The 16,334-nt window shown below is 67.9% G+C and carries 14 protein-coding genes and 1 riboswitch; of the genes, 7 read left to right on the top strand and 7 right to left on the bottom strand.

Going from position 1 to position 16,334, the window contains the following annotated elements; translation table 11 throughout:
• Window positions 1-165: 165 nt before the first annotated feature.
• Window positions 166-1,104 (bottom strand): MBL fold metallo-hydrolase, encoded by a 939-nt coding sequence (locus VK682_RS01705; protein ID WP_230794785.1) that lies wholly within the window; start codon window positions 1,102-1,104, stop codon window positions 166-168.
• A gap of 210 nt (window positions 1,105-1,314) precedes the next feature.
• On the opposite strand from VK682_RS01705, the gene VK682_RS01700 reads away from it, so the two are divergent.
• A complete protein-coding gene (locus tag VK682_RS01700; protein WP_230794784.1) occupies window positions 1,315-1,482 on the top strand; it encodes a hypothetical protein in 168 nt (55 codons plus the stop codon).
• 11 nt (window positions 1,483-1,493) lie between these two features.
• Window positions 1,494-2,492 carry a DUF6976 family protein gene (locus VK682_RS01695; protein WP_089842753.1) on the top strand — a complete coding sequence of 333 codons (999 nt, stop codon included), beginning with the start codon at window positions 1,494-1,496 and terminating at the stop codon, window positions 2,490-2,492.
• 24 nt (window positions 2,493-2,516) lie between these two features.
• Here VK682_RS01695 and VK682_RS01690 read toward each other — a convergent pair whose 3' ends face one another.
• Complete coding sequence (locus VK682_RS01690) at window positions 2,517-3,479, bottom strand: 1-phosphofructokinase family hexose kinase (RefSeq protein WP_089842749.1); 963 nt, start codon at window positions 3,477-3,479, stop codon at window positions 2,517-2,519.
• 99 nt (window positions 3,480-3,578) lie between these two features.
• Between VK682_RS01690 and gltX the strand changes: the two genes are divergently transcribed.
• Window positions 3,579-4,913 (top strand): glutamate--tRNA ligase, encoded by a 1,335-nt coding sequence (gene gltX / locus VK682_RS01685; RefSeq protein WP_324781342.1) that lies wholly within the window; start codon window positions 3,579-3,581, stop codon window positions 4,911-4,913.
• On the opposite strand, the gene VK682_RS01680 is transcribed toward gltX, so the two are convergent.
• Both VK682_RS01680 and VK682_RS01675 read right to left on the bottom strand, forming a co-directional pair.
• Window positions 4,910-6,148: a DUF2254 domain-containing protein gene (locus VK682_RS01680; protein ID WP_324781341.1), complete on the bottom strand. Its 1,239-nt coding sequence runs from the start codon at window positions 6,146-6,148 to the stop codon at window positions 4,910-4,912. The two genes, gltX and VK682_RS01680, sit on opposite strands and share 4 nt — an antisense overlap.
• On the bottom strand, window positions 6,148-6,711 hold the full coding sequence (locus VK682_RS01675) for a gamma-glutamylcyclotransferase family protein (RefSeq protein WP_324781340.1): 564 nt from the start codon (window positions 6,709-6,711) through the stop codon (window positions 6,148-6,150). The genes VK682_RS01680 and VK682_RS01675 overlap by 1 nt, the downstream gene beginning before the upstream one ends.
• Before the next feature lie 121 nt (window positions 6,712-6,832).
• Here VK682_RS01675 and VK682_RS01670 point away from each other — a divergent pair, with 121 nt between their 5' ends.
• From VK682_RS01670 to gcvP, 4 genes are all read left to right on the top strand, one after another.
• Window positions 6,833-7,324 carry an RrF2 family transcriptional regulator gene (locus VK682_RS01670; protein ID WP_089842737.1) on the top strand — a complete coding sequence of 164 codons (492 nt, stop codon included), beginning with the start codon at window positions 6,833-6,835 and terminating at the stop codon, window positions 7,322-7,324.
• Window positions 7,325-7,330: 6 nt separating this feature from the next.
• Window positions 7,331-7,415, top strand: a riboswitch (glycine riboswitch).
• 153 nt (window positions 7,416-7,568) lie between these two features.
• Window positions 7,569-8,696 carry a glycine cleavage system aminomethyltransferase GcvT gene (gene gcvT, locus VK682_RS01665; RefSeq protein ID WP_324781339.1) on the top strand — a complete coding sequence of 376 codons (1,128 nt, stop codon included), beginning with the start codon at window positions 7,569-7,571 and terminating at the stop codon, window positions 8,694-8,696.
• A gap of 17 nt (window positions 8,697-8,713) precedes the next feature.
• A complete protein-coding gene (gcvH, locus tag VK682_RS01660) occupies window positions 8,714-9,073 on the top strand; it encodes a glycine cleavage system protein GcvH (protein WP_089842731.1) in 360 nt (119 codons plus the stop codon).
• Between the two features lie 106 nt (window positions 9,074-9,179).
• Window positions 9,180-12,029, top strand: a complete 2,850-nt coding sequence (gene gcvP / locus VK682_RS01655; protein WP_230794778.1) for an aminomethyl-transferring glycine dehydrogenase — start codon at window positions 9,180-9,182, stop codon at window positions 12,027-12,029.
• A gap of 131 nt (window positions 12,030-12,160) precedes the next feature.
• On the opposite strand, the gene VK682_RS01650 is transcribed toward gcvP, so the two are convergent.
• The 3 genes from VK682_RS01650 to VK682_RS01640 form a co-directional block, all read right to left on the bottom strand.
• A complete protein-coding gene (locus VK682_RS01650; protein ID WP_230794777.1) occupies window positions 12,161-13,042 on the bottom strand; it encodes an inositol monophosphatase family protein in 882 nt (293 codons plus the stop codon).
• 67 nt (window positions 13,043-13,109) lie between these two features.
• Window positions 13,110-15,635 (bottom strand): ABC transporter permease, encoded by a 2,526-nt coding sequence (locus tag VK682_RS01645; protein WP_324781338.1) that lies wholly within the window; start codon window positions 15,633-15,635, stop codon window positions 13,110-13,112.
• Entirely contained in the window at window positions 15,632-16,324 is a 693-nt protein-coding gene (locus VK682_RS01640) for an ABC transporter ATP-binding protein (protein ID WP_089842981.1), read from the bottom strand. Before VK682_RS01640 ends, VK682_RS01645 begins: the two co-directional genes overlap by 4 nt.
• Window positions 16,325-16,334: the final 10 nt, after the last annotated feature.

The following is a 16,334-nucleotide window of genomic DNA, read 5'->3' as shown; positions in this document are numbered from 1 at the left end:
CCCCCCCCCCCCCCCCCCCCCCCCCCCCCCCCCCCCCCCCCCCGCCCGGCGACGCGCCTTCGGCGCGGCGCCATACCTCCCCTGTCAGGCCGGATGGGCTTGCGGCGCAAACCCCCACCCTGCCGCGCCGCGGGTCAGGCCCGCAGCGCGTCTCCGGCTCCGGGGTCAGTCCATCAGCAGCTGGTAGCTGTGGGGCACGTAGTGAAAGCCGTTGCCCGCCGTTTCCACATAGCCCAGAGCCGGGAAGGGCATGTGATAGCCGATGAAGGGCATCTGCTCCGTCGCCAGCATGTCCAGCACCCGGCGCCGCGACGCGGCGGCCTGCGCCTTGTCCATGTCGAACCGCACCTCCCAGTCGGGATGCGCCAGCGACCACACGTAATGGTTGGCCAGATCCGCGATCAGCATCATCTGCTGCCCGCCGCTTTCCAGCCGGAAGCCCATATGGCCCGGCGTATGCCCCGGCGCCGCCACGGCGGTGATCCCCGAGGTCACGCTGCCCTCGTCCTCCAGAAAGCTGAACTGCTCGGCAAAGGGTTTCACCTTGCCGACAAAGCCTTCGTTCTCCGTGCCCGCCCAGTGGTCGTATTCCGCCTGCCCGGTCACCAGCGCGGCATTGGGGAAGGTCAGGGCGCTGCCATCCGAGAGCCCGCCGATATGGTCGCCATGCATATGGGTCAGCACCACCTGCGTGACATCGCCGGGCGCATAGCCCGCCGCTTCCACCGCGGCGGTGATGCCGGCGGGATCGAGCCCGGTGTCGAACAGCACCAGATCCGATCCGGTATTGACCAGCGTCGGCGTGAAGAAGAACTGCGCCTTGTCGGTGGGCAGATGTGCCGCCTCCGACACTTCGGCAAATTCCTCGTCGCTGACATTCAGGCCGAAGGTGCCATGCGGATCGGGCACGGTGCGGGTGCCCGCCATCATCGCGGTGACCTCGAACTCGCCAAGCGTGACGCGGTAGACCCGCGGCACCTGCGCGCCCTGTGCGGCGGCCTGCGCCTGCGCGGAACCGGCGCTGGCGGCCAACGTGGCGCCAAAGGGCAGCGCGGCAGCCCCGGACAGGGCGGTGCGGCGGGTGATCTTGTGGTTCTGGAACATGGGTATCCTCTCTGAAGCGGCGGGCGGTCTGCGCCACCCTGCGGCGAACCTATCGCGGTTGCGTGACAGGACCAGAGCCCGCAGCGCCCGAGGCCATCAAATCTGCGTTTTGCGAGATATTAGGGAATCGCCTTTAAGCCTCTGCCGATCGCAGAGGAGGAGATTTTGATGATTCCAGATGTGTCCAACCCCTGCTGGAAGCGGGTTCTCATGTCCGAGACCGAGCTTGCCGGCGGCATTCTGGCCACCAAGATCCTGCTGACCCGGCTTCGCCGCGAGGTGAAGGCCAAGCCGCAGGACTTGCCCGGAAAGATTGCCGAACTGCAGGCATATTTCCAGAAAAACAGCTTCGCCGCCAAAGACATCGCTCTGTTCTGAAAGGCTTTTGCATGAAAAATTCCATGATGACCCCCGCAGAGGCCGCAGCCCGGATCGACGCGGGGGCGGTGCTTGTGATCGCGGGATCCGAAGAGGCGCTGTCGCATCTGCCGAAGGGGCGCTGGATCGGCGGCACCTCGGTCTACTTCATGACCGAAACCGGCGGGCGCATCGACAGGGAGAACCTGTTTGTCACCGAACTCGACGCGGCGCAGGAAGCCCGGCCGGTGCATTACCAGGGCGAGGATCTGCCCAGCCTGACCATGGGCCGGTATGACAACGGGCTTTCGGTGATCCTGCTGCCCGCCTTCAGCAAGGCGCATGAGGAGTTCGCCCTGCATGGCGCGGAATATCCCGGCCTGTTCGACCAGCCGGTGATGGGCTGGGTGACCGGCGTGCATCTTGATGATCTGGGGCGGGTCACGCCAAAGGTCTTCGACGGCAGCCGCGGACTGGTTTTTGAAGATGGGGCCATGGTGCTGCATGTCGCGCTGCGTGCGGACCGCGTGGCCGATATCGACATCCTGAACCTGTTCGAACAGGATATGGACGGACAGGAGATCACCTTCTCCGAGAGCGGCTTCAAGGTCCGGATGGCGCATGTCGACGGGGCCGAGGTCGATTTTGCCGACTGGGTCACGGCGCAGGGGCTGGATACCCGCCTGCCGCTGGTGGCCAATTATGCGGGCGCGCTGGTCAATGCCTCGTTCCAGTCGGTCACGCCCGGTGAGGGTGTTGCGTTTTATGCGCCGGTGGTCGCAGGCACCAGCTACCGGATCGCGCGCAGCCCCGGGGATTACGCCACCATCTTCGCCGAGAGGGCAAAGGGCGACGGGCGGCAGGAACTGTCCTGCAACTGCATCCTCAACTTCCTGTATGGCGAGATGGAATCGAAAAGCACGGGCAGCTTCACCGGACCCGCAACCTTTGGCGAAATCGCCTATATCCTGCTGAACCAGACCATGGTCCGGTTGCAGCTGCATGCGGCGCAGGCGGCGGCGGTCGCCTGACCCCTGCGCCATATCCCCTTCCGGTTAGCCGGAGGGGGATGTGATCCGGCTGGCGCCGCAGCCCGGCAGCATGTCCAGCACCATGTCCCGGGTGCAGAGCTGGGTTCCGGGCGTGGTGCAGGTGGCGCTGGCGGCAGCGGCACCCAGCGCCAGCGCCTCTGGCGCGGGCCGCCCTTCGGCGAGACCAAAGGCGAAGGCGCCGACAAAGCTGTCGCCCGCCCCCACCGCCGACAGCACGGTGACATTGGCGGCGTCGACCTGCCACAGCCCGTCTGGCCCCGCCATCACCGACCCGTCGGGGCCGCGCGCCACGATCACCCGCTCCGCCGCGCCACGTGCCACAAGCTCGGCGGCAAACCCGGCGGAGTCCGCCCGGCTGACCAGATCCCGGCCCGCAAGCTCTTCGGCCTCGGCGCTGTCCATGCGCAGCACGGCGGGGGCGGGATCGGTGCCCTGCGCCAGCCGCGCCAGCACCGGGCCGGAGGTGTCGACGATGATCCGCGCGCCGCGCTCTGCCAGCGCGGCGCAGAGCCGGGTGGGAAACTCCACCGGCACGCCGGGGGGCTGGCTGCCGCTGAGCACCACGATGCCGCCGGGGGGCACGGCGCAGGCGATGGCGCGCAGCGCCTCGTCCACGTCGTTTGGCGTCCAGTCCGGGCCGGGCATGACGAAGCGGAACTGCCCGCCGGTGGCGCGGTCATGCACGGCAAGGCTTTCCCGCGTCTCGCCGGGGGACTGCATTCGCACCATGGGCAGGCCCAGATCCTCCAGCGCGGCCGCAAGCCGCTCACCGGTGGGGCCGCCAAGGGCGACAAAGGCCCGGGCGCTGCCGCCCAGTTCGGCGGCGACGCGGGCCACATTGATGCCGCCGCCGCCGGGATCGGCGGCCACGGGGTCGCAGCGCAGTTTCAGCCCCGGCACCACGCGGTCGGTGGTGGTGGACAGATCCAGCGCGGGGTTCAGCGTGATGGTCAGGATGTCGGTCATGGGCGCAGCATCGCACCCCCGCCGCGCCACGCCAAGAGCCCGCGAACTGGACAAACCGCCGCGCTTGTGAAATGGCCATCGCACCTGCAGGAGGCTCTGATGACCACCACCCGTTTCGCTCCGTCGCCCACTGGCCACATCCATGTGGGCAACCTCCGCACCGCGCTGTTCAACTACCTGATCGCGCGCAAGTCCGGCGGCACCTTCATCCTGCGCATCGACGACACCGATGCCGAGCGCAGCAAGGAAGAATATGTCGACGGCATCAAGCGCGACCTTGAATGGCTGGGCCTGCACTGGGACAAGACCGAACGGCAGAGCGCGCGGCTGGACCGCTATCACGCCGCCGCCGACTACCTGCGCGGCATGGGCCGGTTCTATGAGGCGTTCGAGACGCCGGTGGAGCTGGATCTGAAGCGCAAGAAGCAGCTGAACATGGGCAAGCCGCCGGTCTATGACCGCGCCGCGCTGGCGCTGTCCGAGGCGGACAAGGACAAGCTGCGCGCCGAACGCGGCGCGGGTGTCTGGCGGTTCAAGCTGGACCAGCAGCGCATCGACTGGACCGATGGCATCCTTGGCCCGATTTCCATCGATGCGGCGTCGGTGTCGGATCCGGTGCTGATCCGGGGCGACGGGCAGATCCTTTATACGCTGGCTTCGGTGGTCGATGACATGGACATGGGGGTCACCCATATCGTGCGCGGCTCCGACCATGTGACCAACACCGCCACGCAGATCCAGATCATCGAGGCGCTGGGGGGCACCGCCCCCGGCTTTGCGCATCACTCGCTGCTGACCGGGCCGCAGGGCGAATCGCTGTCGAAACGGCTGGGCGTGCTGTCGATCCGCGACCTGCGCGAGGCGGGGATCGAACCCGAGGCGCTGCTGAGCCTGATGGCGCGGCTGGGGTCGAACCAGCCGGTGGAGCTGCGCCTGTCGCTGGACGAGATTGCCGACGGGTTCGAGCTGTCGCAGTTCGGCGCCGCCCCCACCAAGTTCGACGTGCAGGATCTGTATCCGCTGACCGCCCGCAAGCTGCATCAGCTGCCGCTCGAGGCCATCGCGGACGAGATCGCGGCGCTGGGGGTTCCTGCCGACAAGGCCGATCTGTTCTGGACCGTCACACGCGAAAACATCCAGACCCGCAAGGATCTGGCAGGCTGGTGGCAGCTTTTCTCCGAAGGGGCGGAGCCGCTGATCGCCGACGAGGATCGCGCCTTCGTCGCCGAAGCCATGACGCTGCTGCCCGAGGGCCCGTTCACCCGCGACACATGGGGCGAATGGACTCAGGCGGTGAAGGCGCAGACCGGGCGCAAGGGCAAGGGGCTGTTCATGCCGCTGCGCCGGGCGCTGACCGGGCTCGACCGGGGCCCGGAAATGGCCGATGTGATGCCGCTGCTGCAGACCATCCCGGCGCGGAACGTGACCTCCTAGGCCGAGTCCGCCGCCTTGCGCTGCAGCCAGTGGCGGTCGGCCTCGACCGTCAGGGCGGCATCGGCATGGGCCAGCATATACTCGCGGGTGCGGGCGGCGGCTTCGGCCAGCGCAGGCCAGCCCGACCCGCGCAGCACCACCATGGCCTCCAGCACGCTGGCCACCAGTTCCGGCTGCGATGCCCCGGCGCGGATCAGCGAATCGAACCCGTCCTGCAGCAGGTCGGAAGGATCCAGCGTGACCATCTGCACATGCGGAAACTCCGCCACCGCCGTGCGCGAGGGGGAAAGGCTGGCCAGCATCCGGGTCAGCCGCCGCACCACCTCGATCGCGGTGCCGGGATCGTTGATGCCGGGGGAGAGCGCGCGCAGCCCGATCTCGTTCATCACGGTCAGCCCGTAACGCGCATCCTGTTCCATGGTGCGCTGTGCGCCGATGGTGAAACAGCCCGCCAGCTGCTCCGGATCGGCATTGCCGCCAGAAATCCAGCCCAAGGTCGCGCCGTCGATCAGATGCGTGCCGGGGGTGGCGGTGATCAGCAGCACCGCCTGCGCCTTGTCCAGACATTCTTCCAGCCGCGACATGTCGATATATTGCACATGACCGCCTGCGGGGGCGGGCAGGGCGCGGGCATGGTCGGGAGGCGTTGTGCCCGCAGGCACCGCGGTCGCCCCCAGCACCGGGCGTTCCATCAGGTTGCGCAGCGGCGGCATCGCGCCCGCCTGCACCCGTTCCAGCGTGTTGTCCATGCTGCCCAGCCGGGACAGATGGTCGATCCAGCGCAGGATGGCGAGGATGATCGCCGCGATCCACAGCACCGTCAGCCCGAAGATCACGACGCTGGTGGCTTCGGAAAAGAATTCGGCGCGGAACAGCACCAGCGCCGTCAGCGAGAACAGGAAAGCCCCGGTAAAGGTGGCCAGCGTCGTCTGCGTGGTGCTGTCCGACAGGTGCAGCCGATAGGCGCGCGGCGTGGCCTGACTGGCGGCGCCGCGAAAGGCGTTGACCATGACCGACAGCGAAAAGGTCGTCACCGTCAGCATGGAGGTGGCAAGAATGTTGAGGATCGGCAGCAGCGCCTCGGCGCCGAACCGGTCTTTCCAGCTGTCGGGGATCAGCGTGTCAAACAGCGGCGCCACCGCCACGGCGATCAGCGCCAGCACGGATCCCGCCAGCACGCGCACGCCCAGCTTCTGCGACAGCCGCTTCAGCATCAGGATCGGGCGCGACAGCATCAGGCGGTGATCCTTGCGCCAAGCCGGACCAGCGCGTCATCGACGAAGGCGCGCTCCTCGGCGGTCAGGGTCTGGGCGCGCGGATAGACGGGCTGCGCGCGGTCATCCAGAACCGGCGTGGCCCAGCCGGTGGTGGTGTCCAGAAACCGCTCCGCCCCGGCGGGGCCGTATTCCCGCAGATAGCCCTGCAGCACCACATCCAGATAGCTGAGCAGCAGGGGGTGCCCGGCATCGGGCGGCAGGATCAGCACCGGATCCACGGCATAGATCGCCAGCTGCGCCACGCCGTCACAGGCATGGCTGACGCAGGGCAGCGCGTCGCGGCGCAGATAGGCGGCCTCGCGCAGGTCGAGCAGCGCCCAGCCTTCGGGGGGCACGGGGGCAATCAGGCCGTCGATTTCGGAGTCCGGATCCGGCACCACGGTCAGGATCGCCAGCGGGCGGTCCGCCATCCGCGCCCAAGTCCGCCGCCAGCCGGTGGCGCGGGCGGTGTGGCAGGGCGCATAGCCATGGGTGTTGCGGTTCACCAAGGATCCGTAGCCGAAAAAGTAAGCCTCGCTCATGCCGTCTGCGTCCTGTCTGCCCGTCCGGGGCCGTTGTCTGGCCTGTGATTGATGCAAGTCAAATCGCTGTTTCCTGCAGGCTGTATGTATTTCCCTGTAACCCGATTGCGAGGATTCCGCCGTGCGCGTCACCAAGAGAACCAATATCGCGGTCCGCGTGCTGATGCACTGCGCCGCCAACACGGGCCGCCTCGTGACCAAAGCGGAAATCGCCCATCGCTGCAATGCGTCGGAAAACCATCTGGCGCAGATCATCAACCAGCTGGCGCAGCTGGGCTTTCTGGCCACACATCGCGGCCGCCGGGGCGGTCTGGAACTGGCGCGGCCCGCGTCGCAGATCCGCATCGGCGAGGTGTTCCGCCTGCTGGAGGCGCCGGTGCCGCTGGCGGAATGTTTTGCCGATGTGGACAACACCTGCCCGCTGACCGACGCCTGTCGGCTGCGGGTGGCGCTGAGCGATGCCGCGCAGGCCTTTTACGCCACGCTGGATCCGGTCACGCTGGATGCGCTGGTCTGCGACAATGCCGCTTTGATGGACATTCTCGCGCCCGCGGGCGCCTGCCGCGCCTTCCGCCGCCCGACCGATCTTGCAGAGCTGCGGCAACTGTCGTAGCGTTTGGCCACTGCGATGGGAGAACCGGCTTGCCGGTGCCGAAGGAGCAACCGCCCCGGAAACTCTCAGGCTCAAGGACCTTCGCGGGACCAAAAACTCTGGAGAGTGGCGCGCAGGCGCCCGCCGAAGGGATAACGATCTCAGGCTGACGGACAGAGGGGGCATTTCAGGCGCGGGGATGGTCCCTGCGCGGGAAATGTCCGGGGGGCAGACTGCCGCATCCGGGCCAGAGGATGTGGAGCGCATGGAGACTCTTGACCGCACTCCCCTGCACGGCCTGCACCTTGATCTGGGTGCAAAGATGGTGGGCTTTGCCGGCTATGACATGCCGGTGCAATACCGCCTTGGCGTGCTGAAGGAACATCTGCACACCCGCGCCGCTGCGGGCCTGTTCGATGTAAGCCATATGGGGCAGGTGATCCTTGACGGCGCCGCCCCGGAACAGCTGGCGCTTGCGCTGGAAACGCTGGTGCCCGTGGATGTGGCCGGGCTGAAAGAGGGCCGCCAGCGCTACGCACTTTTCACCAATGACGCGGGCGGCATCGAGGATGACCTGATGATCGCCAATCGCGGCGATCATCTGTTTCTTGTGGTCAACGCCGCCTGCAAGGGCGCGGACATCGCCCGGCTGCGCGCCGGGCTGGAACCGCAGGGCGTGACCGTGCGCCCGCTGACCGACCGCGCGCTGCTGGCGCTGCAGGGCCCCGAGGCCGAGGCCGTGCTGGCCCGGCTCAACCCCGCCGTGCGCGACATGCGCTTCATGGATGTGGCAACGGTCGATCTGCTGGGGGCGGAGTGCTGGATGTCCCGCTCCGGCTATACCGGCGAGGACGGGTTCGAGATTTCGGTGCCCGAGGCCGCGGCAGCCGATCTGGCCCGCGCCCTGCTTGAGGCGCCGGAGGTGGAGCCCATCGGCCTTGGCGCGCGCGATTCGCTGCGGCTGGAGGCGGGGCTGTGCCTTTATGGCCATGACATCGACAGCACCACGTCCCCCGCCGAGGCGGGGCTGGGCTGGGCCATCCAGAAGCTGCGCCGCACAGGCGGCACCCGGGAGGGCGGATTTCCCGGCGCCGACCGCATTCTGACCGAGCTTGCGGAAGGGGCATCGCGCCGCCGCGTCGGCCTGCGCCCCGAGGGCCGGGCCCCGATGCGCGAAGGTGTGACGCTTTACGCCGAGGCCGAAGGCGGCGCGGCGCTGGGGCAGGTCACCTCTGGCGGGTTCGGGCCCAGCACCGGCACACCCATTGCCATGGGTTACGTGGATGCCGCGTATTCCACACCGGGCACCATGGTTTATGGTGAGTTGCGCGGCAAGCGACTGCCGGTCGAAGTGGTGGTGATGCCCTTCGTGACACAGACTTACAAACGCTGAGACAACGGGGAAGACCCATGAAATTTACCGAAGAACATGAATGGCTGCGCGTCGAAGGCGATGTTGTGGTGGTGGGCATCACCAGCCATGCCGCCGAACAGCTGGGCGACGTGGTGTTCGTGGAACTGCCCGAAGAGGGCACCACGGTCAGCAAGGATGACGAGGTGGTGGTGATCGAATCGGTCAAGGCCGCGTCCGACATCCTCGCGCCGCTTGATGGCGAGATCGTGGAGGTCAACACCGCCATCGCCGACAACCCCGGCAAGGTCAATGATGACCCCGAGGGCGACGCCTGGTTCTTCAAGATGAAGATCGAGGACATGTCGGACCTCGACGATTACATGGATGAAGCCGAATACAAGGACTTCATCGGCTAAGCCGCGACGGCGGCGCGGCATCTGGCCCGCCGCCGTTCTCCCCCCCCTTCGCCACCGGGTGCGGCAGAGCCGTGCCCCTGCCGCGCTTATCCGGGACGGATCCAAGATGCCCTTCACGCCCACCGATTACCTGCCTTACGATTTTGCCAACCGCCGCCATATCGGGCCTTCGCCCAAGGAAATGGCGCAGATGTTCAAGGTTCTGGGCGTCAGCGACCTAGAGGCGCTGATCGCGGACACCGTGCCCGCAGGCATCCGGCAGGACGAGGATCTGGCCTTTGGCAAGCCCATGTCGGAACGCGAGATGCTGTTCCACCTGCGCGAGGTGGCGTCGAAGAACAAGGTGCTGACCTCGCTCATCGGCATGGGCTATCACGGGACCGTCACGCCACCCGCGATCCAGCGCAACATCTTCGAAAACCCGGCATGGTATACCGCTTATACCCCCTATCAGCCGGAAATCAGCCAGGGCCGGCTGGAGGCGCTGCTGAACTACCAGACCATGGTCAGCGACCTGACCGGGCTCGACATCGCCAATGCCTCGCTTCTGGACGAGGCGACCGCCTGCGCCGAGGCGATGACCATGGCGCAGCGCGTCGCCGGATCAAAGGCCAAGGCCTTCTTCGTGGATGAAAACTGCCACCCGCAGAACATCGCCGTGATGAAGACCCGCGCCGAACCGCTGGGGATCGAGCTGATCGTGGGCGCGCCCGACACGCTGGATTCGGGCCGCGTCTTCGGCGCGATCTTCCAGTATCCCGGCACCCATGGCCATCTGCGCGATCTCAGCGCCGACATGGCGGCGCTGCACGAGGCGGGCGCCATCGGCATCGTGGCCGCCGACATCATGGCGCTCTGCCTGCTGAAAGAGCCGGGCGCGATGGGGGCCGACATCGCCGTCGGCTCCACCCAGCGCTTCGGCATCCCGCTGGGCTATGGCGGCCCGCATGCCGCCTATATGGCGACCAAGGACGCCTATAAACGCTCCATGCCGGGGCGGATCGTCGGCGTGTCCATCGACAGCCACGGCAACCGCGCCTACCGCCTGTCGCTGCAGACCCGCGAACAGCATATCCGCCGCGAAAAAGCCACCTCGAACGTCTGCACCGCGCAGGCGCTGCTGGCGGTGATGGCGGGCTTTTACGCGGTGTTCCACGGCCCCGACGGGCTGCGCGCCATCGCGCAGCGCATCCACCGCAAGACCGTGCGGCTGGCCCGCGGGCTGGAGGCGGCAGGCTTCAAGGTGGAACCTGCGACCTTCTTCGACACCCTGACCGTGGATGTGGGCCTGCTGCAGGAAGGCGTTCTGCGCGCGGCGGTGAAAGAGGGCGTGAACCTGCGCCGCGTCGGCGAAACCCGGGTTGGCATCACGCTGGACGAGGCCACCCGCCCGGCCACCATCGAGGCGGTGTGGCGCGCCTTCGGCCTGCTGCGCAAGGACGAGGATTTTGCCCCCGATTACCGCCTGCCCGAGGCGCTGCTGCGCGAAACCGCCTATCTGCAGCACGACATCTTCCACATGAACCGCGCCGAAACCGAGATGATGCGCTACATGCGCCGTCTGGCCGACCGCGATCTGGCGCTGGACCGGGCGATGATCCCGCTTGGCTCCTGCACGATGAAGCTCAACTCCGCCGCCGAGATGATGCCGGTCAGCTGGCCGGAATTTGCGGGGCTGCATCCCTTCGCCCCCGCCGATCAGGCGCAGGGCTACACGCAGATGATCGACGACCTGTCCGACAAGCTGTGTCAGGTGACGGGCTATGACGCGTTTTCCATGCAGCCCAATTCCGGCGCGCAGGGCGAATATGCCGGTCTGCTGACCATCGCCGCATGGCAGAAGGCGCGCGGGCAGGGGCAGCGCAATGTCTGCCTGATCCCGGTCAATGCCCATGGCACCAACCCCGCCTCCGCGCAGATGGTGGGCTGGAAGGTGGTGCCGGTGAAATGCGACGAGAAAGGCTCCATCGATCTCGTCGATTTCCGTGCCAAGGCGGAAAAGCACGCCGAGGCGCTGGCGGCCTGCATGATCACCTATCCCTCCACCCATGGCGTGTTCGAGGAAACCGTGCGCGAGGTCTGCGCCATCACCCATGAGCATGGCGGGCAGGTCTATATCGACGGCGCCAACATGAACGCCATGGTGGGCCTGTCGCGGCCCGGCGATCTGGGCGGTGATGTCAGCCACCTGAACCTGCACAAGACCTTCTGCATTCCGCATGGCGGCGGCGGCCCGGGCATGGGGCCGATCGGGGTGAAAGAGCATCTGATCCCGCATCTGCCCGCCCATCCGCTGGAGCAGGGCGGGGCGGGGCCGGTCTCTGCCGCGCCTTATGGCTCGCCCTCGCTGCTGCCGATTTCCTGGGGCTATATCCTGATGATGGGCGGGCCCGGGCTGACGCAGGCGACGCGGGTCGCGATCCTGAACGCCAATTACATCGCCAAGCGGCTGGAGGGCGCCTATACCGTGCTTTACACCGGCCCCACAGGCCGGGTGGCGCATGAATGTATCCTCGACATCCGGCCCTTCGAGAAAAGTGCGGGCGTGACGGTGGAGGATGTGGCCAAGCGGCTGATCGACTGCGGCTTCCACGCGCCCACGATGAGCTGGCCCGTGGCAGGCACGCTGATGGTGGAACCCACGGAATCCGAGACCAAGGCCGAACTGGACCGCTTCTGCGACGCGATGCTGGCCATCCGCGAGGAAATCCGCGCGGTGGAAGAAGGCCGCGCCGACCGCGACAACAACCCGCTGAAACACGCGCCGCACACGATGGAAGATCTGGTGCGCGACTGGGACCGTCCCTATTCCCGCGAACAGGGCTGCTTCCCCCCGGGCGCCTTCCGGGTCGACAAATACTGGCCGCCCGTCAACCGGGTGGACAATGTCTGGGGTGACCGCAACCTCGTCTGCACCTGCCCGCCGATGAGCGCCTATGCCGAGGCTGCGGAATGACCTGAGCGCGGGAGCGAGGGGCCAGCCCCTCGCGCTCCCCGGGATATTTGAGCCAAGAAGAAAGAGCGGACCGTGCTCTTCTTCTTGGTAAAAATATCCCCGCCGGAGGCAAGCCGAAGGCTTTGTGACGCTCAGTCTGCGGGTGCGGGATCCAGAAGCATGGAGAAGGCGTCGCGCAGATCGTCCCATGCGGATCGTGTGGCGGCGACCAGCAGGTAGCCCTCGCGTTTTGCGGCGTTGTATTCCGAGCCGTCCAGCATCGCCACATGGCCCCCGGCGCAGCGCGCGATCAGCGCGCCTGCGGCGTGATCCCAGGGGGTCAGCCGCCCCGAAAGCACAAAATCCACCGATCCTTGGGCAAAAAGCCGGAACTCATGCGCCGAGCAGCGCAGCGAATGCGCGCGCTCCAGCCGGGGATAGAGTGCGGCAACCTCGGCGCGCTTTTCGGGCGGCAGGTTGTAGAGCGGCACGAACCCGTGGAGATCCTGCAGGGCTCCGCCCGCCGAGACAGACAAGCGCCGCTTCAGACGGCGTTTTGGCAGCAGCATCTCGGCTGGACCGCCGGTTCCGGCCAGCACCACGTCATCCATCACCGGGTCGTAGATCATCCCGAAGACCGGCGTGCCGAAGCGCAGCACCGACAGGATCACGCCGAAGGTGGCGAGGCCCTGCGCGTAATTCCATGTGCCGTCCACCGGGTCGATGGTGAAGGCCAGCTCGGCATCCGCCACCTTGTCCAGCACCTCGGGATGGCTGGCCACATGTTCCTCGCCGATGATCAGCGCATGGGGAAAGAGCCGCATCAGGCCGCGGGTGATCATCGCCTCGGCGGCCTTGTCGGCGGCGGTCACCAGATCGTGTCGCCCCGATTTTTCCGCGATGTCGGAAGGATCCAGCGCACGGAAGCGGGGCAGGATTTCGGACCGGGCCGCGCGGCGCACCAGATTGAGGATGGTCGTGCGTTGCGCCTGTGTCAGCGGGGCCGAAATCGGCATGGGCAGGGAGTCGGTCATGGGTCCGTCCTTGGCAGCCTTTGGGTCGGGTGTGAAGTGCCAGTCCCGCGCGGCGGGCGCAAGACCGCTATTCCCGCGCCCGCAGCACGTGCGCGGGCCGCGCGGCGAGCGGACGCCAGGCGAAGGCGAGCCCGGCCAGCAGCGTGGCCACCACGCCGCCCGCCACGATGCCAAGCGCCGAGGACCAGACCACCGCAAACGACGTCTCCATCAGGAAGACGCTGACCGCCCAGCCCCCGAGGATCCCCGCGCCAAGCGCCACGATGCCCGCCGCCGCCCCCAGGAGCGCCGAACGCAGCGCGAAGCTTTGCAGGATGCGCGCGCGAGAGGCGCCCAGCGTCTTCAGCACCGCCGCCTCGTAGGTGCGCGCGCCTTCGCCTGCCGCCGCTGCCCCGATCAGCACCAGAAAGCCGGTCAGCAGCGTGGCGGCGGCGCCCCAGCGCACGGCGCCAGAGATGCCTTCCAGCAGTTCGCTGACACGGTCGATGGCGTCGCGCACCCGGATGGCGGTGATGTTGGGATAGGCATTGGCGAGATCTCGCAGGATCTGCGCCTCGGCCTCGGGCTCGGCATAGACGGTGGAAATGAAGGTATGCGGCGCGCCCGCCAGCGCTGCGGGATTGAGCGTCATCACGAAGCCGATCCCGGCGGTGGAGAAATCCACCTCGCGGAAGCTGGTGATGGTGGCGGTGATGTCGCGGCCAAGGATGTTGACGGTGATCTCGTCACCAAGGCTGAGGCCCAGTTCCTCGGCCTCTTCGGCGGCGAAGCTGATCTGCGGCGCGCCGCTGTAATCCTCGGGCCACCATGTGCCCGCCGTGACGGTGGTGCGGTCGTCGGGGGTGGCGGCATAGGTGATGCCCCGGTCGCCACGCACCACCCAGTGATCGCCCGCCACCTCCTGCGCCGGGCGGCCATTGATGCGGGTGATGACGCCGCGCAGCATGGGCGCGGTGTCGACCCGGCCCACGGCGGGATCGCGTGCCAGCCGGTCCAGATAGCCGTCGATCTGGTTTGGCTGGATGTCGACAAAGAAATACGACGGCGCCACTTCGGGCAGGTCGCGGCTGATGGCGGAGCGCAGGTTGCCGTCGATCTGGCCGATGGCGGCCAGCACCGACAGGCCCAGCCCCAGCGACAGCACCACCGAGGCGGCGGTGTCGCGCGGCCCGCCGATGGCCCCCAGCGCCCAGCGGAGCGCGGGCCGTCCGCGCGCGGCGGGGGCGGCGCGATGCGCCAGCCAGCGGATGCCGGAGGCCGCCAGCGCAAGGATCACCAGCGCCGCCAGCAGCCCGCCCGCCGTCCAGAGCGTGACGCGCGCATCACCGGAAAACAGCGCGGCCACCCCCACCAGCAGCGCCAGCAGCAGCGCGGTGGCGATCAGGTAGCGCGGCGCGGGCAGGCCGCGGGCGCTGTCCATGGCATCGCGGAACAGGGTGGCGGCGCGCACCTCTTCGGTGCGGGCCAAGGGCCAGAGCGTAAAGACCAGCGCGGTCAGCAGGCCATAAAGCGCCGCCTCCAGCAGCGGGCCGGGATAGACGGTAAAGACCACCGGCACCGGCAGGGCGCTGGCGATGATCGGGGCAAAGACCAGCGGGATCGCCGCGCCAAGCAGCAGCCCCAGCGCGATGCCCAGCACCGACAGGGCGCCGATCTGCAGGAAATAGGTCAGAAAGATCGTGTTGCGCGAGGCGCCAAGCGTGCGCAGCGTGGCGATGACGGAGGTCTTGCGCGCCAGATAGGCCCGCACCGCCGCCGACACGCCGATGCCGCCCACGGCGAGGCCCGACAGGCCCACCAGCACCAGAAACCGCCCCAGCCGGTCGACGAACCGGGAAATTCCCGGCGCGCCGTTGCGGGCATCGCGCCAGCGCACGCCGCTGTCGCGGTAGCGCGTCTCGGCCTCGGCCTTCAGCGCGTCCAGATCGCTGCCGGGCGGCAGCAGCAGGCGATACTGCGTCTCGTACAGCGATCCGGGGGCCAGCAGACCACTTTCCGCCGGTGCCGACGTCGCCACCAGCGTGCGCGGGCCCAGCCCGAATCCGTCGCCGGCATCATCCGGTTCGTGCAGGATGACCGCCGACAGGGTGAACTCCTGCTCTCCCAGCCGGAAGCTGTCGCCGGGGCTCAGCCCCAGCCGGTCGGCCAGCACCGGGGCCATGACCGCGCCGGGCAGATCGCCCCCTGCCAGCGCCTCGGACAGCGGCTGCGGCGGGTCAAGCTCCATCTGGCCGAGCAGCGGATAGGCCTCGTCCACCGCCTTGACCTGCGTCAGCCCGCGTTCGGTCTCGCCCTCCCGGGTGACCGTGGCCATGGATCTGAAATCGGCGATCTCCGACAGGTCGGTGGAGATTTCCTCCAGCCAGCCGCGTTCCTCGGGCGTGGCAAAGCGATAGGTGAATTCCGCCTGCGCATCGCCCCCCAGCAGCACCGCGCCCTGATCCGACAGCCCCTGTTCGATGGCGGTCCGGACCGACCCCACCCCAGCGATGGCCGCCACCCCCAGTGCAAGACAGGCCAGAAAGATGCGGAAACCGCGCAGGCCGCCCCGGAGTTCGCGCCGGGCCAGCCGCGCCGCGATGCGCAGGCTCATTCCGCCGCCCTCGCCAGCGCGTCGTCGATGCGCCCGTCGGTCAGCCGCACCACGCGGTCGCAGCGGTCGGCCAGCTGTCGGGAATGGGTGACCAGCACCAGCGTGGCGCCGTGATCGTCGCGCAGCCCGAACAGCAGATCCATGATGGCCTGCCCGGTGCTGCCGTCCAGATTGCCGGTCGGTTCGTCCGCCAGCAGGATCTGCGGACGTGGCGCCGAAGCGCGGGCCAGCGCCACGCGCTGCTGTTCGCCGCCCGACATCTGCGCGGGGTAATGATCGCTTCGCGAGGCAAGCCCCACCCGGTCGAGTTCGGCGCGCGCCCGGTCAAAAGCATCAGGCGCGCCCGCCAGTTCCAGCGGGGTCGCCACGTTTTCCAGCGCGGTCATGGTCGGGATCAGGTTGAAGGACTGGAACACCACGCCCATGTGATCGCGGCGGAACCGGGCCATGCGGTCCTCGTCCATCCGGGTCAGATCCTGCCCCAGCACCCGCACCTGACCGCTGGTCGCGGCCTCCAGCCCGCCCATCACCATCAGCAGCGAGCTTTTGCCCGAACCGGACGGCCCGACAAGGCCCAGAGTCTCGCCTTTGTGGACCTGCATGGTCAGCCCGTGCAGGATTTCGACCGGGCCGGCATTGCCCCTGAGCTTGAGGGTCACATCTTCTAGGGCAATGATGGGGTCAGGCATGGAGGAAAAG

It is taken from the genome of Salipiger marinus (assembly GCF_035481585.1).
Lineage (GTDB): Bacteria > Pseudomonadota > Alphaproteobacteria > Rhodobacterales > Rhodobacteraceae > Salipiger > Salipiger marinus.
This window is presented reverse-complemented; position numbering and strand designations above follow the sequence as displayed.